General features: G+C 61.9%; 15 protein-coding genes and 3 pseudogenes. 8 read left to right on the top strand and 10 right to left on the bottom strand.

Features of this window, described 5'->3' with window-relative positions; all coding sequences use genetic code 11:
• Window positions 1-355: 355 nt before the first annotated feature.
• Entirely contained in the window at window positions 356-811 is a 456-nt protein-coding gene (locus BW33_RS16615) for a DMT family transporter (RefSeq protein WP_047600072.1), read from the bottom strand.
• A 2-nt stretch (window positions 812-813) separates the two neighbouring features.
• Window positions 814-1,299, bottom strand: a complete 486-nt coding sequence (locus BW33_RS16610; protein ID WP_047600071.1) for a DMT family transporter — start codon at window positions 1,297-1,299, stop codon at window positions 814-816.
• A 113-nt stretch (window positions 1,300-1,412) separates the two neighbouring features.
• Between BW33_RS16610 and BW33_RS16605 the strand changes: the two genes are divergently transcribed.
• The gene (locus BW33_RS16605; RefSeq protein ID WP_047600070.1) at window positions 1,413-2,348 is read left to right on the top strand and encodes a LysR family transcriptional regulator; all 936 of its coding nucleotides are present in this window, start codon (window positions 1,413-1,415) and stop codon (window positions 2,346-2,348) included.
• Window positions 2,349-2,463: 115 nt separating this feature from the next.
• On the opposite strand, the pseudogene BW33_RS30515 reads toward BW33_RS16605, so the two are convergent.
• The 3 genes and pseudogenes from BW33_RS30515 to BW33_RS16595 form a co-directional block, all read right to left on the bottom strand.
• Window positions 2,464-3,057: pseudogene (locus tag BW33_RS30515) on the bottom strand (methyl-accepting chemotaxis protein); the annotation flags it as partial.
• Between the two features lie 312 nt (window positions 3,058-3,369).
• Window positions 3,370-4,146: pseudogene (locus tag BW33_RS30510) on the bottom strand (cache domain-containing protein); the annotation flags it as partial.
• A 199-nt stretch (window positions 4,147-4,345) separates the two neighbouring features.
• Window positions 4,346-5,665 carry a Na+/H+ antiporter family protein gene (locus BW33_RS16595; protein ID WP_047600068.1) on the bottom strand — a complete coding sequence of 440 codons (1,320 nt, stop codon included), beginning with the start codon at window positions 5,663-5,665 and terminating at the stop codon, window positions 4,346-4,348.
• 296 nt (window positions 5,666-5,961) lie between these two features.
• Here BW33_RS16595 and BW33_RS30505 point away from each other — a divergent pair.
• Both BW33_RS30505 and BW33_RS30500 read left to right on the top strand, forming a co-directional pair.
• Window positions 5,962-7,350, top strand: a pseudogene (locus BW33_RS30505) (HAMP domain-containing protein); the annotation flags it as partial.
• A 102-nt stretch (window positions 7,351-7,452) separates the two neighbouring features.
• On the top strand, window positions 7,453-8,208 hold the full coding sequence (locus BW33_RS30500) for a methyl-accepting chemotaxis protein (protein WP_442965403.1): 756 nt from the start codon (window positions 7,453-7,455) through the stop codon (window positions 8,206-8,208).
• 98 nt (window positions 8,209-8,306) lie between these two features.
• Here BW33_RS30500 and BW33_RS16585 read toward each other — a convergent pair whose 3' ends face one another.
• The 4 genes from BW33_RS16585 to BW33_RS16570 are packed head-to-tail and all read right to left on the bottom strand — an operon-like array spanning window position 8,307 to window position 10,920.
• Window positions 8,307-9,632 carry a sensor histidine kinase gene (locus BW33_RS16585; protein ID WP_047600066.1) on the bottom strand — a complete coding sequence of 442 codons (1,326 nt, stop codon included), beginning with the start codon at window positions 9,630-9,632 and terminating at the stop codon, window positions 8,307-8,309.
• On the bottom strand, window positions 9,629-10,297 hold the full coding sequence (locus tag BW33_RS16580; protein WP_047600065.1) for a response regulator transcription factor: 669 nt from the start codon (window positions 10,295-10,297) through the stop codon (window positions 9,629-9,631). The genes BW33_RS16585 and BW33_RS16580 overlap by 4 nt, the downstream gene beginning before the upstream one ends.
• Before the next feature lie 3 nt (window positions 10,298-10,300).
• Entirely contained in the window at window positions 10,301-10,612 is a 312-nt protein-coding gene (locus BW33_RS16575; RefSeq protein ID WP_027613999.1) for a PepSY domain-containing protein, read from the bottom strand.
• Complete coding sequence (locus tag BW33_RS16570) at window positions 10,612-10,920, bottom strand: PepSY domain-containing protein (RefSeq protein ID WP_027614000.1); 309 nt, start codon at window positions 10,918-10,920, stop codon at window positions 10,612-10,614. The genes BW33_RS16575 and BW33_RS16570 overlap by 1 nt, the downstream gene beginning before the upstream one ends.
• A gap of 232 nt (window positions 10,921-11,152) precedes the next feature.
• Between BW33_RS16570 and BW33_RS16565 the strand changes: the two genes are divergently transcribed.
• The 5 genes from BW33_RS16565 to codA all read left to right on the top strand — a co-directional run bounded on the left by BW33_RS16565 (window position 11,153) and on the right by codA (window position 16,402).
• Window positions 11,153-12,232 (top strand): patatin-like phospholipase family protein, encoded by a 1,080-nt coding sequence (locus BW33_RS16565; RefSeq protein WP_047600064.1) that lies wholly within the window; start codon window positions 11,153-11,155, stop codon window positions 12,230-12,232.
• Between the two features lie 95 nt (window positions 12,233-12,327).
• Window positions 12,328-12,684, top strand: coding sequence for a 6-carboxytetrahydropterin synthase QueD (queD, locus tag BW33_RS16560; RefSeq protein ID WP_003223505.1), 357 nt, complete (start codon window positions 12,328-12,330; stop codon window positions 12,682-12,684).
• Between the two features lie 176 nt (window positions 12,685-12,860).
• The gene (locus BW33_RS16555) at window positions 12,861-13,673 is read left to right on the top strand and encodes an alpha/beta fold hydrolase (protein WP_047600063.1); all 813 of its coding nucleotides are present in this window, start codon (window positions 12,861-12,863) and stop codon (window positions 13,671-13,673) included.
• Between the two features lie 195 nt (window positions 13,674-13,868).
• Window positions 13,869-15,140 (top strand): cytosine permease, encoded by a 1,272-nt coding sequence (gene codB / locus BW33_RS16550; RefSeq protein ID WP_047600062.1) that lies wholly within the window; start codon window positions 13,869-13,871, stop codon window positions 15,138-15,140.
• Between the two features lie 14 nt (window positions 15,141-15,154).
• Window positions 15,155-16,402, top strand: a complete 1,248-nt coding sequence (gene codA, locus BW33_RS16545) for a cytosine deaminase (RefSeq protein ID WP_047600061.1) — start codon at window positions 15,155-15,157, stop codon at window positions 16,400-16,402.
• A 131-nt stretch (window positions 16,403-16,533) separates the two neighbouring features.
• Here the strand turns inward: codA and BW33_RS16540 are convergent, their stop codons facing one another.
• On the bottom strand, window positions 16,534-17,514 hold the full coding sequence (locus BW33_RS16540; RefSeq protein WP_047600060.1) for a DeoR family transcriptional regulator: 981 nt from the start codon (window positions 17,512-17,514) through the stop codon (window positions 16,534-16,536).
• Window positions 17,515-17,917: the final 403 nt, after the last annotated feature.

Raw genomic sequence — 17,917 nt, 5'->3', positions numbered from 1 at the left:
GGGTCGGCTGTCAGGCCGCCATCGCCAGCAGGCTGGCTCCTACAGTTTAGAGAACGTACACCCCATGCGGCGAAGCCGCCACACTCAACACGATGAGCGTTAGCTCGAGTACCGCTTTTGATCTGAGGGACCGTCGGCAGGCTGAGTGGAGGGATTTATCCGGGGGTGGGAGCGCAGCGACCGTTTGGCGCAGCCAAACACAGCGAGAGGAGGTGCAGCGAAGCAAACCGTAGGCGCTGCCCCCCCCGGATGAATCCCGCAGCGAAGGAACCCGAGCCTAAGCGAGGGCCGAACGTCAGGGCGAAACCCTAATCAGCAACACCCGCAGCAACGGATAGGCCCCCAAAACCAAAACTCAATCAGAACGACGAACACTGCTGCGATACATAAAAACCAAAGCCAACCCCAGACAAACCATCGCCAACACCCGAGAGGACGAAAGCTCGATCGCCGGATTTCCCAGCCAGCCAAAATTGTCGATCAACATCCCCATCCCCAATTGACCAACAATCACCGCCACCGTCGCCACCGCAGTTCCTACGACAGGCACCGCCCCCACCATGACCATCATGTAAACCACGCCAAACAGCGCCCCGCAGACCTGCCACTTCGGCACATCGAGCAAACTCAGCGTATGCGCCGGCTCAAAAAACACAATCAACAACCCGGTGATCACCGCCCCGACGAAAAACGTCAGCAAACTGCTGCGCAACACCCCGACGCTTTCGCCGAGGCGTCCATTGATCGCCGCCTGCACACTCAACACCGCGCCAGCCAACACCACCACTGCCAACAAAATAACCAGACTCATCTTCAACCCCGCGCAATCAGAACCAATGCCACCACAATCAACCCCAATGCCAGCCACCGCTCGGCATTGACCTTCTTGCGCGTCGCGCCGAACCAGCCGAAATGGTCGATCAGCACACTCTTGCCGACCTGCCCTGACAAAATCGCGATCATCGTCATCGCGATCCCGATATGCGGTGTCGCCAGAGTCAGCACCACCACATAGATCGGCCCGAGGAGCCCACCGATCAACTGCCAGCGCGGCAGGTCAGTCAGCGCCGGGCCTTTCTGCGGGCCGGCGAACAACAGCAGCAAAAACAGAATCGCCGAACCCACGCCGAAAATGCTCAAAGTCGCCCACAGATGCCCGACCTGCTCCCCCAATGGCCCCAGCAACCCAGCCTCCACCGACAGGCCCATGCCGGCCAGAATCACCAGCGGCAACAACAACAGGCGCAACCACGGCCGGGTCGCCGGCGCCGGCATACTCACTTCATCCAATGTCTGCATTATCCAAAACCCACGCAAGTAAACGATGGCGCGGATTATCGGCTGGCGTAGCTGTGCGATAAATGGGAGCATCCAGACAACACTTTTGCGTAACTCGCACAGCAGGAAGATCCATGCACGGGCTGAATGAACTGGGATTCAAGGCACTCAGGCTGTTTGTGGCGGTGCTCGACCACGGCAGTTTTTCCGAAGTCGCCCGGCGCGAGGGCGTGGCGCCCTCTTCGATTTCGCGGCAGATCCAGTTGATGGAACAGGCGCTGAACCAGCAATTGCTCTACCGCCACACCCGCGCCGTCACCCCGACCGAGGCCGGGCGCATGCTCGGCCACCATGCGCGGCTGGTGCTGGTGCAACTGGAGGAAGCCGAACAGGCGTTGCAGGAACAGCAAAGCGAACCCACCGGGCTGGTGCGGATCAACGCGCCGGTGGTGTTCGGCCAACGGCATCTGACGCCGTGGCTCGGTCAGTTGTGCGCGCGCTATCCGAAACTGCAGCTGGACATTCAGCAGACCGACCATTACGTCGACCCGTTGCAGGAAGGCGCCGACCTGCTGTTTCGCATCGGTCCGATGCACGACTCGAGCATGCAGGCGCGGATTCTGGCGCCGCACCGCTTCCAGGTCGCGGCCAGCCCGGCTTATCTGAAGCGTCACGGCACACCGCAGCATCCCGACGAACTCGCGCAACACCAGTGCCTGGCCTACAAAGGTGCGACCGGTCAGCAACGCTGGTTTTTCCGTCAGAATCAGGACGACTGGACACCCTGGTCGGTCAAAGGCCCGATCACCGGCAACCACGCCGACACCCTCACCCAGGCCGCCGAACAAGGCTTGGGGTTGGTGATGTTTCCGTCATGGCTGATTGGTGAGGCGGTGCGTGAAGGCACGCTGGTGCCCGTGCTGCGCGAGTATCAAGTGTCGAACAGCCTGGAGCCGCAGCAGATCGCGGTGCTGTGGCCGGGGAGCCGGCGGCTGTCGGTGAAGGTGCGTACGGTGATCGATTTCTTTGTCGAGTGCTTCGGCGAAGTCCCCTACTGGGACAGACCTTGAGCCTTACACAAAACCAATGTAGGAGCTGCCGAAGGCTGCGATCTTTTGATCTTTTACACAGCAAGATCAAAAGATCGCAGCCTTCGGCAGCTCCTACACAGGTTTGTGTAAAACGTTAAATACGGAACTGGCCCACGAGTTTGTCCAACCGCTGCCCCAGCTCCGCCAGGCTGCGCGAAGTCTGCGCGCCCAACTGGGTCTCATCCGCCACGCTGTCCACTGCCACCGCGATCTGATGCACGCTGCGGTTGATCTCTTCGGCCACTGCCGTTTGTTCCTCGGCAGCACTGGCGATCTGCGCGTTCATCGAGTTGATCGTCGCGATCAGGTCAGCCATGGCATCCAGCGACGCCCCAGCCTGATTGGCCTGCGCCGAAGTGCCATCGCCCGCTTCACTGGAACGGCGCATCGCCTCGACCGCCGACTGCGTACCCGCTTGCAGGCGATCGATCATCCCTTGAATCTCCTGGGTGCTGATCTGCGTGCGGCTGGCCAGTGCCCGCACTTCGTCCGCCACCACCGCAAAGCCGCGCCCGGCCTCCCCGGCGCGCGCCGCTTCAATCGCGGCGTTCAGCGCCAGCAGGTTGGTCTGCTCGGCAATCGAGCGGATCACCCCGAGCACGCCGACAATTGACGACACGTCCTGCTGCAGGCTGTCGAGCGACACGCCGCTGCTGCGAATGTCATCCACCAGCGCATGAATCTGCTTGATGCTGCCGGCTACCACGCGTTTGGCGCTCTGGCCTTCTTCATCGGTCTGCTGCGCGGCGACTGCGGCGTTCTGTGCGCTCTTGGCAACTTCCTGGGCGGCGGCGGACATCTCGTTGATCGCCGTGGCGACCTGATCAGTCTCGTGGCGCTGACGCTCCATCGCCTGATCGGAACGCTGGGCCTGATCCGACACCTGGGTCACCAGGCCGGTCAGTTGCGTGGTCATCTCGGTGATCTGCCGCACCAGACCGTGGATCTTGTCGACGAAGCGGTTGAACGAGCCGGCCAGTTCGCCGAGTTCGTCCTGGCTGGTGATGTTCAGCCGGCGGGTCAGATCGCCCTCGCCCGCCGCGATGTCGTCGAGGTTGGCTTTCATCAGGTTCAACGGCCGCAGAATGGTGTTGGCCAGCAGCATCCCCGCGATGGCAATCACCAGCAGCACCACCACCGCCACGCCGACGATGCTGAGGATCACGCCTTGCATGCGCTCCTGCACTTGCGTCTGCACCACTGCCACTTGCGCTTCAATGCCGTCGAGGTTGACCGAGGTACCGACCGCCATGTCCCACTTCGCCAAGTATTCGGTGTAGCCGAGTTTCGGTACCAGCACGCTGGCATTGCCTGGCAGCGGTGAGCTGTATTGCAGATAGTGGGTGCCGTCCTTCGCCACTTTCACCAGGCCGAGGTTGACGTAGACGCCATTCGGGTCGCGGTTGTCCTTGAAGCTTTTGCCCACGCCTTCAGGATCGTTGGCCTTGAACAGGCGCACGGTCTCGGAGTCGTAGCCGAAGAAGTAACCGTCCTTGCCGTAGCGGATGCCCGACAGCAGCTTGATCGCCTGCGCCCGCGCCGCGTTGTCACCAGGAGCGGCCGCGTCGTACAGCGGTTTGATCGTGGTCATGGCCACGGCGACGTAACTTTGCAACGTGGCCTTGGCGTCGGCGAGCAGGCGCTCGCGGGTCTGTTCGACCTCGGTGTGTGCCTGCTGCTGGAGGATAAACAGCGTGGTCAGGCTGATGACCAGCGCAAAGAGCAGCACCGGCAGGACGGCAAGGGACAGGACTTTGGCCTTGAGACTCAAGCGCATTTGGGGGGCTCACTCTTTTGGTTTTATTGGCGTGGTTAAAGGCGTTAACGGCACGCGCAGGCAAAAGTTGAGCTTCGGCTTGACCCCATCCCCTGTAGGAGTGAGCCTGCTCGCGATGGCGGTGTATCAGTCAATACATTTGCCGACTGATGAAACGTCATCGCGAGCAGGCTCATTCCTACAAAGGGTACGCGGGGGTTTAGAGGACCATCGCGGCCACCCAGCCAAACGCCAGCAGCGGCAGGTTGTAGTGCAGGAAGGTGGGAACCACGGTGTCCCAGATGTGGTGATGCTGACCATCGACGTTCAGACCCGAGGTCGGGCCCAGCGTCGAGTCCGAGGCCGGCGAGCCGGTATCGCCCAGCGCCCCGGCGGTGCCGACGATGCACACGATGGCCATCGGGCTGAAGCCCAGTTGCACGCACAGCGGCACGAAAATCGCCGCCAGAATCGGCACCGTGGAGAACGAAGAGCCGATACCGATGGTCACCATCAGACCCACCAGCAGCATCAACAACGCGCCGATCGCCTGGCTGTGATCGATCCACGCCGCCGCGCTCTCGACCAGCGAGCGCACTTCGCCGGTGGCCTTGAGCACTTCGGCAAAACCCGAGGCGGAGATCATGATGAAGCCGATCATCGCCATCATCTTCATGCCTTCGGTGAACAGATCGTCGGTCTCACGCCACTTGACGATGCCCGAGGCCGAGAAGATCAGGAATCCGGCCAGTGCGCCGATAATCATCGAGTCCAGCAGCAGCTGAATGATGAACGCGGCGGCAATCGCCAGACCGGCAATGCCGAGGGTCTTCGGGTTGTACGCAACACTGACCTGCTCGACCTGCTCGATCTTCTGCAGATCGTAAACGCGCTTCTTGCGATAGCTGAAAAACACCGCCAGCAACAGGCCGAAGACCATGCCCAGCGCCGGAATCGCCATGGCGTGCATGACGTTGATCTGGCTGATATCGACCCCGGCCTTGCTGACGTTGGCCAGCAGAATCTGGTTGAGAAAGATGTTGCCGAACCCCACCGGGAACACCATGTACGGGGTGATCAGGCCGAAGGTCATGACGCAGGCGATCAACCGGCGATCCAGCTGCAACTTGGTCAGTACATAGAGCAGCGGCGGCACCAGCAGCGGAATGAACGCAATGTGGATCGGCAGGATGTTCTGCGAGGCAATCGCCACCACCCACAGCAGACCGATCAGCAGCCATTTGACGCTGCCGCCGCCGGTCGAATGCTGGCGATCGACCATCGCCAGGGCCTTGTCGGCCAGCGCATGGGCCAGACCGGACTTGGCAATCGCCACGGCGAAAGCGCCGAGCAATGCGTAGGACAACGCCACCGTCGCCCCGCCACCCAGGCCGCTGTTGAACGCCTTGAGCGTGGCGTCGATGCCCAGACCACCGGTCAGGCCACCGACCAGCGCACCGACGATCAGGGCGATCACCACGTGCACGCGGGACAGGCTGAGGATCAGCATGACGCCGACCGCAGCAATCACTGCATTCATTTCACTACCTCAAAAACACTGCGATGAAATCATCACCGCCAGACAGGATGAGTCCGCCAACGGTTCACCGGCGGATTTGCAAAGAGGGTCTTATTAGAAGGGCGCGCACTGTGCCGCAGAGTGGCGGCGGTGTCAAAGCAACCGAATGTAACAACCGATGAACAACCCTGTAGGAGATGCCGCAGGCTCGGGCCGCGTTCGGACGATCTTTTGATTTTGATTTTTAAAAAAAAAATCAAAAGATCGTCCGAACGCGGCCCGAGCCTGTGGCAGCTCCTACAGGGGATTGGGGTTGCATGCGGCAATTGGTCATATTGCGCCTGAACAATAAAGAAAGCCTGAACGCGGCCGTTACAGTGCAAAGTCTCAGATATTTATCGAATAAGGACGTCGCCATGTCGCTCAGACAACTTTCCATTCAATGGAAAATCACCCTGCTCGCCGGCCTGTGCCTGGCAGGCATCGTGACCCTGCTGGTGGGTCTTTCGCTGTATCGCATGGAGCACAGCTCCGAGCTGGTGAAGGCTTCGAGCATGGAGATGCTGACCGAGTCGGCCCAGGCGCGCATTGAATCGCAAGGTGAGGTGCAGGCTGCCGGGATTCGCCAGCAGTTCATGGACGCCTATCAGTACGGTCACGGCTTCTCGCGGCAGGTGCTGTTCCTCCGTGAACAGGCCGAGAAGCGCTTCCTCGATGCCTTCGACCTGCGCGAAGACATGACCCGCCAGGTCAAGTCCGCGCTGCAGGCCAACCCGGAGCTGCTCGGTCTGTCGCTGGTGTTCGAAGCCAACGCGCTGGACGGCAAGGATGAACTGTTCGCCGGTCAGGCCGAACTGGGCAGCAACGACAAGGGTCGTTTCGCCTTGTACTGGTCGCAGCCGACTCCCGGCAAAGTCACCTCAATGGCCCTGCCGGAAAGCGACATGACCGATACCAGCACCGGCCCCAGCGGTCAGGCTGCCAACGCCTGGTTCACCTGCCCGCGCACCACGCTCAAACCGTGCGTGATCGAACCGTACTTTTATGTGATCGACGGCCAGAACGTGCTGATGACCAGCATCGTCTTTCCGCTGATGGTCAACGGCAAAGTCATCGCCTCGCTGTCGGTGGACATCAACCTCAACAGCCTGCAGGCGATCAGCCAGGGCGCGAGCAAAAAACTCTACGACGGTCAGACCGCCGTGAGCATCATCAGCCCCACCGGCTTGCTCGCCGGTTACAGCCTGGACGCCAGCAAACTGAGCAAGCGTCTGGATGCCGTGGACACCGTCAGTGGCGCTGAACTGCTGCGTCAACTCGCGGCCAGCAGCAGCGTCAGCAGCCTGCACAGCAACGGCCAGTTGAAAGTGCTGTCGCCGTTCCAGCCGATCCCCGGCGGCCCATCGTGGGCCGTGTTGCTCGACGTGCCGCAAAAGGTGCTGGTCAGCCGCGCCGAAGCGCTCAAGCAGCAACTGGATGCGAGCAACAATTCCGGCACCCTGATCGAACTGAGCCTGGGCGCGCTCGCAGCCCTGGTCGGCCTGCTGCTGGTGTGGCTGATGGCGCGCAGCGTGACCAAGCCGATCCTCGGCGTCGCGCATATGCTGGAAGACATTGCCAGCGGCGAAGGCGATCTGACCCGACGTCTGGCCTATGACAAACAGGATGAACTCGGTCAGCTGGCCGGCTGGTTCAACAAGTTCCTCGACAAGCTGCAGCCGATCATCGCCGAGGTGAAACGCTCGGTGCAGGACGCGCGCAACACCGCCGACCAGTCCTCGGCCATCGCTACCCAGACCAGCGCCGGCATGGAGCAGCAATACCGCCAGGTCGATCAGGTCGCCACCGCCTCCCACGAAATGAGCGCCACCGCGCAGGACGTTGCGCGCAGCGCCGCGCAAGCCGCCGAAGCCGCCAAGGACGCCGACCGCGCCACCCGCCAGGGCCTGACCGTGATCGATCAGACCACCGCGAGCATCGACACCCTCGCCGCCGACATGAGTGCGGCGATGGTCCAGGTCGAAGGGCTGGCCGCCAACAGCGAGAAGATCGGCACCGTGCTGGAAACCATCCGCGCCATCGCCGAGCAGACCAACCTGCTGGCGCTCAACGCGGCGATCGAAGCAGCGCGTGCCGGTGAAGCCGGGCGCGGTTTTGCCGTGGTCGCCGACGAAGTGCGCAACCTCGCCCGCCGCACCCAAGATTCGGTGGAAGAAACCCGTCAGGTCATCGAGCAACTGCAGACCGGCACCCAGGACGTGGTCGGTTCGATGGGCAACAGCCATCGACAGGCTCAGGGCAGTGTCGAGCAGGTCGGGCAAGCGGTGACAGCCTTGCGCCAGATCGGTGATGCGGTGACGGTGATCAGCGACATGAACCTGCAGATCGCCAGCGCAGCCGAAGAACAGAGCGCGGTGGCCGAGGAGATCAACAACAACGTGGCGACCATTCGTGATGTGACCGAATCGCTGTCCGGACAGGCCAATGAGTCGGCGCGGGTAAGCCAGTCGCTGAACAGTCTGGCGAATCAGCAGCAGAGCCTGATGGATCAGTTCCGGGTCTGACTGCATCACCTTCCCGTGTAGGAGCTGCCGCAGGCTGCGATCTTTTGATCTTGGTTTTTAGAAAATCAAAGTCAAAAGATCGCAGCCTTCGGCAGCTCCTACAGGGGATTGTGGCGTTTTGGCAATTCGATCACTACCTTCAACCCGCCCCACTCACTCTCCCCCAACACCAGCAACCCGCCCCACGTCTCAACGATATCGCGCACAATCCCCAGCCCCAGACCGTGCCCGTCAGTCTGCTCGTCGAGCCGCGTGCCACGGCTGAACACCTGAGTGCGCTGCTCTTCAGGAATCCCCGGTCCGTCATCTTCAACGCTCAGGGCGTAGCCGTCAGGACGTTCGATCACACTCAGACGCACCTCGGCATCCGCCCATTTGCAGGCGTTGTCCAGCAGGTTGCCGAGCAGCTCCAGCAAGTCCTCGCGATCCCAGGGTAATTGCAGCCCCGGCGGCGCGACGTAGCTCAGCGCCAGATGCTCGCCGTGGATCATGTTAAGCGTCGCCAGCAGCCCCGGCAGCTCCGCGTCACAGTCGAACAACGCACCGGGCAGCGCATCACCGGATAAACGCGCGCGATTGAGCTCACGATTGAGCCGCTGTTGCACCTGCTCCAGTTGCTCCTTGAGGATCTTGCGTAACTCGGGATGAGCATCGAGTTTCTCGCTTGACGCCAGGCTCAGCAGCACCGCCAGTGGCGTCTTCAATGCATGCCCCAGATTGCCCAGCGCATTGCGCGAGCGCTTGAGGCTGTCCTCGGTGTGCGCGAGCAAATGGTTGATCTGTGCCACCAGCGGCTCCAGCTCAACCGGCACCTGATCGTCCAGTTGCGAGCGCTGGCCCTGCTGCAACTGGGCGATCTGCTCGCGGGCCCGTTCCAGCGGCTTCAACGCGCGGCGCACCGTCAGCCGTTGCAGGATCAGAATCAGCAGCAAACCGGCCAGGCCCAGACCGAGGCCGATCTGCCGCATGCGCTGGAAACTCTCGCGCACCGGGGTGTAATCCTGAGCAACGCTGATCGAGATCGACTGTCCCAGACGTCGATAGTCCGAACGCAATACCAGCAACTGCTGACCGTCCGGCCCCAGTTGCAGGTTGCTGTGCAAACCGGGGTGCTCCAGCAGTGGCAGATCCTGATCCCACAATGAACGCGAGCGCCAGTGGCTGTCGGCAAAATCGATGCGGAAGTAATGCCCGGAAAACGGCCGCTGATAGGCCGGCGACAGGTGCCGTTCATCCAGTTGCAAACCTTGCGGGCCACGCACCAGCGCGACCAGCAGGCTTTCACTGTCGTTGCGCAGGCCGGCTTCGAGATAACGCTGCAAACCGACTTCGAACAACCACAGGCTGGTTTGCGCCAGCACCAGGCCGACGATCACCATCACGCTGATCAAGCCCAGGCTCAAGCGGCGCTGGATCGATCTCACGAAGTTTGCCCGCCGAACAGGTAACCCTGGCCGCGACGGGTTTCGATCACCGCTTTGCCCAGCTTGCGCCGCAGGTGGTTGACGTGAACTTCGAGGACGTTGGAGTCACGCTCGGTCTCGCCGTCGTAGAGGTGCTCGGCGAGGTGGGTTTTCGACAGGATCTGTTCCGGGTGCAGCATGAAATAGCGCAGCAGACGGAATTCGGCGGCGGTCAGCTGAATCTCGCTGCCGTCGCGAATCACGCACTGGCGACCTTCGTCCAGATGCAGGCCGGCGGCCTTGAGCGTTGGCTGATTGGCCTGGCCCTTGGAGCGACGCAGCAACGACTGCACCCGCAGGTGCAGCTCTTCGGGATGGAACGGTTTGGTCAGGTAATCGTCGGCGCCCGCCTTCAGGCCTTCGATGCGCTCGGCCCAGGAATCGCGGGCGGTGAGGATCAGCACCGGGGTCGACAGGCTACCGGCGCGCCATTGTGCCAGCACCTCAAGCCCGGGAACGCCGGGCAGACCGAGGTCGAGAATGATCAGGTCATAGGGCTCGCTGCTGCCCTGATAGACCGCATCGCGCCCGTCCGCCAGCCAGTCCACCGCGTAGCCTTGGCGCTGCAGGCCGGCGATCAGTTCGTCGGCCAGCGGCACGTGGTCTTCCACCAGAAGCAAACGCATCGGTCAATCTTCCTTGTCTTTGAGTAATTGGCCGGTATCGGCCTTGAGGTGCAGCTCGCGCGCCACGCCTTCGACCGTCAACAGCTCGACTTCATAAACATAGACGTCGTGCTTTTCTTCCAGCTCGACCTCCAGCAGTTTGGCCCCCGGATAGCGATCCAGCGCCTGTTGCAGCACCTGCTCCAGCGGCAGGATCACCCCCTGCTGACGCAGCTTCAACGCCTCGTCCTGATCGAGATCGCGGGCCATCGCCGCCGAGCAAACAATCACAAGCGCCAACGCCGTGCGGCTGGTGGCGCGAACATTAACCTTCATTACGTATCCTGATGATCCTTGAGAACCTGCCCAGTGACCGCGTCTAATTCCAGATCCCACTCCAGCCCTTGCGGATCACGCATTTCGACCTGGTAGACGTACTTGCCGTACTCCTCTTCCAGCTCGGTTTCGGTGATGGTCGAGCCCGGGTGTCTGGCCAGCGCCGTGGCGTTGAGCTTCTCGAAGGACACGATAGTACCAGCGTCGCGCAGGCGCAGGGCTTCATCGGGGCCAAGATCGCGGGCGTGGGCAAGGCTGGCGGTCAGGCCGATGATCGAGGCAATGGACAGGGCAGTCAGGGTTTTCATGGGTATCTCCGTATTTTTATGTGCAGCTACGGTGTGCACCTTAGCGGTGCGAACTTAACTGAAACTGAATTGCCATCATTGCCCCTGTAGGAGCTGCCGAAGGCTGCGATCTTTTGATCTTGCCTTTAAAAAATCAAAAGATCGTCCGATCGCGGCCCGAGCCTGCGGCAGCTCCTACAGAGATCGGTAACATGTGCTTATAATTGTTCGCTTGCTAACGATCGAGACCGGTATGACTGCCATCCACATCAAGTTTCCCGCCCTCACCCTCAAGGCCGGCCCACGGGCCATGGCGCGCATTCGTGCACAAGGCCTGAACGCCGCTGACGTCGGCACCCTGCCCGGTGCAGCCGGCGGGCCGAAGGCATTGGGGATTCAAGGGCTGGACCTGGCGTTGTTCGGCGAATGGCTGCCAAGCGCGCCGCGCGAACGCTCGCTGATCGGTGCATCGGTCGGTTCCTGGCGCTTCGCCAGCGCCTGCCTGCCGGACGCCGCCGAAGGCATTCGCCGCCTCGGTCAGTTGTACGCTGAGCAGAACTTCAACAAAGGCGTGACCATGGCCGCGATCAGCCAGAGCTCGCAGCGCATGCTCAATGACCTGCTCGACGGCCGCGACGCCAGCATCCTCAACAACGCTGACTATCGTTTGAACATCATGGTAGTGAAAAGCCACGGACGGCTGGCCGACGACCATCGTGGCCGCCTCGGTCTGGCGCTGGGCTCGGTGATCGCCGATAACCTGCGCGGGCGCGCACGGCTGTCGCGGCACTTCGAACGCCTGATCATTCACGATCCGCGCCTCGCGCCGCCGGTGGATGAGTTGAATGACTTCCCGTCGCGCTTCGTTGCCCTCAATACCGGCAACCTGCGTCAGGCGCTGCTGGCCTCGGGCTCGATCCCGATGGTCATGGAAGGCGTGCGTGACCTGCCGGGTGCCGGTGCCGGCACCTTCCGCGACGGCGGGCTGCTCGACTATCACCTCGACCTGCCCTACAGCGGCGACGGAATTGTGCTCTATCCACACTTTACCGACAGGGTAATTCCGGGCTGGTTCGACAAGACCCTGCCGTGGCGCCGCGCCTCGGTCGAGCGCTTGCAGGACGTGCTGTTGCTGGCGCCATCGAAGGAATATCTGGCGCGCCTGCCCTACGGCAAACTGCCCGACCGTAACGACTTCAAGCGCTTCATGGGTGATGCGCCGAGCCGCCAAAAGTACTGGCACGCGGCGATGGACGAGAGCCGCCGACTGGGCGACGAGTTTCTCGAACTGGCCGCCAACGGTCGCCTCGCCGAGCGCTTGCTGACCCTTTAGTCAGTGTTTTCCCGCATCGCCAAACACAAGCTGGTAAACTCGCCGCCTGCCCGAATCGCTGCGGCGAACGCCACCTGAACAGAGCCGAAAATACTGTGGAAATCTTCAAGGAATTTACTTTCGAATCCGCCCACCGCCTGCCGCACGTACCGGACGGCCACAAGTGCGGACGCCTGCACGGTCACTCGTTCAAGGTGGCGATTCACCTGAGCGGCGACCTCGATCCGCACACTGGCTGGATCCGCGACTTCTCCGAGATCAAGGCGATTTTCAAGCCGCTGTACGAGCGTCTGGATCACAACTACCTGAACGACATTCCTGGCCTGGAAAACCCGACCAGCGAAGTCCTGGCCAAATTCATCTGGAATGAAATGAAGCCGTTGTTGCCGGAGCTCAGCGCGATCCGCATTCACGAGACCTGCACCAGCGGTTGCATCTATCGCGGTGAATGATCCAACACAAATCCCCTTGTAGGAGCTGCCGCAGGCTGCGATCTTTTGATCTTGTTTTTAAAGATCAAAAGATCGCAGCCTGCGGCAGCTCCTACAGGTGATCTGCGTTAACAGCCTTCACGGCTGTTTTTTTATGCCTATGCTTTTTGGCTCAAACCCGCCAAGAGGACAGGCCGATGACGGACTGGCTGCTGGATCAGGTCTTCGATTTCAACGGGCATCCGGTGCACCACGCCGTGCGCGGTGACGGCCCGCCACTGGTGTTCGTGCACGGCACGCCGTTCTCGTCTTACGTGTGGCACCGCATCGCGCCGCATTTTTTCGCCAGTCACCGGGTGCATTATTTTGACCTGCTGGGTTACGGGCGCTCCGCACAACCGGATGCCGATGTTTCCCTCGGCGTGCAGAATCAACTTCTCGCGCAGTTGCTCGATCACTGGAACATCCAGCGCCCGGACGTGGTCGCCCACGACTTCGGCGGTGCCACCGCGCTGCGCGCGCACTTGCTCGATGGCAAGGACTACCGCAGCCTGACACTGATCGATCCGGTGGCGCTGACGCCGTGGGGATCACCGTTCGTGCAGCATGTGCGCCAGCATGAAGCGGCGTTCCGCGGCCTGCCGGATTACATTCAGCGCGCGATCGTCCCGACTTACATTCGCGGGGCGATTCACCGCGACATCCCCGACGCAGAACTGGCGCCCTACGTGCAACCGTGGCTCGGCGATCCGGGGCAAGCGGCGTTCTATCGGCAGATCGCGCAGATGGACGAGCGCTACACCCGCGAGGCCGAACCGCTGTACCCGAACATCCGCTGTCCGGTGCAGATTCTCTGGGGCGAAGCCGATCAGTGGATTCCCAACGAGCGTGGCCGGGCGCTGCACAAGATGATTCCCGGCGCGCAATTTCATCCAATCGCCAACGCCGGCCACCTCGTTCAGGAAGATGCCCCGGAAGCCATCGTCGCCGCCCTGCTGCGCTTCCTCTGACCCACACCAATCCCCCAGCAGGAGATGCCGCAGGCTCGGGCCTTCGGCAGCTCCTACATTGGGCTTTGGTGCTTTCAGATGCACTGTTTTCGCGCCTGACGGCGTGCCTCGTCTATACATAACCCGCGCCAATCAGCATTTGGCACGACCGCTGCAACCCACCCCGCGTCCCCCCTCTTCAGCAAGGAACGCCCCATGACGCAGAACGACCCCGGCAACGACTACCCCCTCAGCGAAGTCCCGATGCATGCACGCAAAGGCCTGGCCTCGACCGCCATGGTGCTGCTCGGTTTCACCTTCTTCACCGCAACCATGTTTGCCGGCGGCAAGCTCGGTGTGGCCTTCAGTTTTGGCGAGATGATGGCGGTGATCATCGTCGGTAACCTGCTGCTCGGTCTGTATGCGGCAGGCCTCGGTTATATCGCCTTCAAAAGCGGGCTTAATTCGGTGCTGATGGGGCGCTTCTGTTTTGGTGAAGTCGGCAGCAAGCTCAGCGACCTGATCCTCGGTTTCACCCAGATCGGCTGGTACGCCTGGGGCACCGCGACCGCCGCCGTGGTGCTCGGCAAATACTTCGATCTGGAGCAAGGCACAGTGCTCGGTTTGATGGTGCTGTTCGGCCTGGTGTTCTGCGCCACGGCGTATGTCGGGTATCGCGGTCTGGAGATTCTGTCGTACATCGCGGTGCCGGCGATGATGTTGCTGCTGATGCTGTCGATGTGGGTCGCGACGGTGAAAGTCGGCGGCCTCGAAGGTTTGCTCAGCGTGGTGCCAACGGGGTCGCTGGACTGGTCGACTGCGATCACGCTGGTGTTCGGCACCTTCGTCAGCGGCGCGACCCAGGCGACCAACTGGACCCGCTTCTCACGCTCGGCACGGGTTGCCGTGTTGGCCAGCCTGATCGGATTTTTCATCGGCAATGGCCTGATGGTGCTGATCGGTGCTTACGGCGCGATCGTCTATCAGCAACCCGACGTGGTTGAAGTGTTGCTGCTGCAAGGTTTCGCCATGGCCGCGATGGCCATGCTGTTGCTGAATATCTGGAGCACTCAGGACAACACCATCTACAACTTTGCCGTTGCCGGCTGCAACCTGCTGCGCACCGGCCGACGCAAAACCGTGACCCTGGCCGGTGCGGTGATCGGTACCCTGCTCGCCCTGCTGGGCATGTACGACATGCTGGTGCCGTACCTGATTCTGCTGGGCACGGTGATTCCGCCGATTGGCGGGGTGATCATGGCCGACTTTTTCTTCCGCTGGCGCGGGCGCTATCCGCGACTGGCCGACGCACGGCTGCCGGCGTTCAACTGGCCGGGGCTGGGGGCTTACGCGGTCGGCACGCTCGCCGCGTTCCACTCGCCGTGGGTCGCGCCGCTGGTAGGGATTGCCGCCGCCGCGCTAACGTATGTCATCGTCACCGGCCTGCTCGGCGCCCGTCGCGCCAGTGCGCCACTACCAGACCTATAAGAAGGATTCGCCTGATGCACATCATCAACGCCCGACTGCGCAACCAGGAAGGTTTGCACGAATTGCACCTGGAAGACGGCCTGATCAGCAGCATCGGTCGCCAGACCGAAGCCCCGACCCTCAACCCCGGCGACCTCGACGCCGGTGGCAACCTGGTGGTGCCGCCCTTCGTCGAGCCGCACATCCACCTCGACGCCACGCTGACCGCTGGCGAGCCGCGCTGGAACATGAGCGGCACGCTGTTCGAGGGCATCGAGTGCTGGGGCGAGCGCAAGGTCACCATCACCGAAGAAGACACCAAGACTCGCGCCAAGAAAACCATTCAGGCCCTGGCCGCCCACGGCATCCAGCACGTGCGCACCCACGTCGACGTCACCGACCCGCAACTCACCGCGCTCAAGGCGATGCTCGAAGTGCGCGAAGAATCCCGGCATCTGATCGACCTGCAAATCGTCGCGTTCCCGCAGGAAGGCATCGAGTCGTTCCGCAACGGTCGCGAGCTGATGGAGGAAGCGATTCGCATGGGCGCCGACGTGGTCGGCGGTATTCCGCATTTCGAGTACACCCGCGATCAGGGCGTCAGTTCAGTGAAGTTTCTGATGGACCTGGCCGAACGCACCGGGTGCCTGGTTGATGTGCATTGCGACGAGACCGACGACCCGCACTCGCGCTTTCTCGAAGTGCTCGCCGAAGAGGCACGCAGCCGCGACATGGGCGCGCGGGTCACCGCCAGCCACACCACGGCGATGGGCTCTTACGACAACGCCTACTGCGCCAAACTGTTCCGCCTGCTCGGGCATTCCGGGATCAGTTTCGTCTCGTGCCCGACCGAAAGCATTCACCTGCAGGGACGCTTCGACAACTTCCCGAAACGCCGTGGCGTGACCCGCGTGAATGAATTGCTCGAAGCCGGGATGAACGTGTGCTTTGGCCAGGACTCGATCGTCGATCCTTGGTATCCGCTGGGCAACGGCAACATCCTGCGCGTGCTGGAAGCCGGGTTGCACATCTGCCACATGCTCGGTTACCGCAACCTGCAGAACGCGCTGGATCTGGTCACTGACAACAGCGCCAAGGCCATGCACCTGGGTGAGCGTTATGGTCTGGAACAGGGGCGCCCGGCGAACCTGCTGATTCTATCGGCAGACAGCGATTACGAAGTGATCCGCAGCCAGGGCCTGCCGCTGTATTCGATTCGCGGCGGCAAGGTGCTGATGCAGCGGCAGATGCCAGTGGTGGAGTTCAGCAACCCTCTGGGCTGACCTCTATTCCCTGTAGGAGCTGCCGCAGGTTCGATCGCGGCCCGAACCTGCGGCAGCTCCTACAGAACGTGCGATCCTGCATGGATATGCATTTCCCTGCGGGAGGCCTGCCAGCGAAGGCGATTGCCGGTTCAGCCGATCAATCGAGCCGTACCAAACAACCTGACCCGCACCAATTCGCCCTGCGCTTCTTCGAGCAACACCGGCGCCGTCCCGCCCGGCATGACGACGTGCACCTCCCCACTCGCCACCCAACCCACCGCCCATGCCGCACAGGCCACCGCACTGGCGCTGGTGCCGGAAGACGCCGTCGGCCCTTCGCCACGCTCGAATACCCGGGCAACGATGCGCTGCGCTGACTCAAGCGCGGCCCATTGCAGATTGATGCCAGCCGGGCATGGCAGTCCGACGCCCGCCGGCATCGCGTAGGCGATTCGGGTCAGGCCTTCGGCCCAAGGCGATTCGCGCATTTGTGAGTTACTCGGCAACCCGGCGATGTCGGTCAACAACGTTACGCAATGCGGATTGCCGATGCGCACGAATTGACTGTGCTGCCACGCCGGGCTGAGCTCGGCCAGTTGCCCTACGTGGCTGACTTCCTTGCCATTGAACGCGCGCTTTTCAACCTGCTGCGCACCCACCGCCGAAGGCCCGAAGCCCGGTTGACCAAGGTCCAGCCAGAAGCCGTTCACACCTTCGACTTCCGCCGGTTTCACCGAGGTTTGCACAGCATCGCCCTTGTCGTGATGTACCTTCAGCAACGCGCCTTGCGCCGGCATCAGCCCTTGCTCCAGCAACGACTGGGAAAAAATCGTCAGGCCATTGCCGCTGCGCTCGGCCAAGGTGCCGTCGGTATTGACGATCAGCACGTCGAACGGCGGCACTGCCTGGAACGGGCCGATCAGCAGCCCGTCGCTGCGATGCGATTTGCTCCCCGCCGGGCGCTGGCCCTCTGGCCAGTCGCAGCACAGCGCAATGGCTGCGCGACTCCATGCCGGTCTCGACGCAGCACACTCTGCGGCACCGCTCGGCAGATCGATCCCCGCCTCACGAAGCCTCTGCGGCGAAACCACCCCGTAAATATTGCCCCGCGCATCGTAAAATTGCGTCATCACCGGCCCAGTCCTCCTTGTCGAAGCAGTCACTGTAAACCGCGATCCCCTGTAGGAGTGAGCCTGCTCGCGATAGCAGTGCATCAGCCGCCATATTGGTTAGCTGATACACCGCCTTCGCGAGCAGGCTCACTCCTACATTGGATGACCGGCGCTCACAAATGCCCGGTTCCGTGAAGAACCCTGTAGGAGTGAGCCTGCTCGCGATAGCAGTGCATCAGCCGCCATATTGGTTAGCTGATACACCGCCTTCGCGAGCAGGCTCACTCCTACATTGGATGACCGGCGCTCACAAATGCCCGGTTCCGTGAAGAACCCTGTAGGAGTGAGCCTGCTCGCGATAGCAGTGCATCAGCCGCCATATTGGTTAGCTGATACACCGCCTTCGCGAGCAGGCTCACTC

Source organism: Pseudomonas sp. RIT288 (assembly GCF_000631985.1).
Taxonomy (GTDB): Bacteria; Pseudomonadota; Gammaproteobacteria; order Pseudomonadales; family Pseudomonadaceae; genus Aquipseudomonas.
Note: the sequence above shows the minus strand (reverse complement) of the source record. Positions and strands in the feature narration are given on the sequence as shown.

Bases quoted from the DNA above. Each gene is read 5' to 3' on its own strand.
- BW33_RS16610 (WP_047600071.1), bottom strand. From the start codon at position 1,299: ATGCAGACATTGGATGAAGTGAGTATGCCGGCGCCGGCGACCCGGCCG.
- BW33_RS30500 (WP_442965403.1), top strand. From the start codon at position 7,453: ATGGAGCAGCAATACCGCCAGGTCGATCAGGTCGCCACCGCCTCCCAC.
- codA (WP_047600061.1), top strand. From the start codon at position 15,155: ATGCACATCATCAACGCCCGACTGCGCAACCAGGAAGGTTTGCACGAA.
- BW33_RS16605 (WP_047600070.1), top strand. From the start codon at position 1,413: ATGCACGGGCTGAATGAACTGGGATTCAAGGCACTCAGGCTGTTTGTG.
- BW33_RS16575 (WP_027613999.1), bottom strand. From the start codon at position 10,612: ATGAAGGTTAATGTTCGCGCCACCAGCCGCACGGCGTTGGCGCTTGTG.
- codB (WP_047600062.1), top strand. From the start codon at position 13,869: ATGACGCAGAACGACCCCGGCAACGACTACCCCCTCAGCGAAGTCCCG.
- BW33_RS16565 (WP_047600064.1), top strand. From the start codon at position 11,153: ATGACTGCCATCCACATCAAGTTTCCCGCCCTCACCCTCAAGGCCGGC.
- BW33_RS16555 (WP_047600063.1), top strand. From the start codon at position 12,861: ATGACGGACTGGCTGCTGGATCAGGTCTTCGATTTCAACGGGCATCCG.
- BW33_RS16595 (WP_047600068.1), bottom strand. From the start codon at position 5,665: ATGAATGCAGTGATTGCTGCGGTCGGCGTCATGCTGATCCTCAGCCTG.
- BW33_RS16570 (WP_027614000.1), bottom strand. From the start codon at position 10,920: ATGAAAACCCTGACTGCCCTGTCCATTGCCTCGATCATCGGCCTGACC.
- BW33_RS16615 (WP_047600072.1), bottom strand. From the start codon at position 811: ATGAGTCTGGTTATTTTGTTGGCAGTGGTGGTGTTGGCTGGCGCGGTG.
- BW33_RS16540 (WP_047600060.1), bottom strand. From the start codon at position 17,514: ATGACGCAATTTTACGATGCGCGGGGCAATATTTACGGGGTGGTTTCG.
- BW33_RS16580 (WP_047600065.1), bottom strand. From the start codon at position 10,297: ATGCGTTTGCTTCTGGTGGAAGACCACGTGCCGCTGGCCGACGAACTG.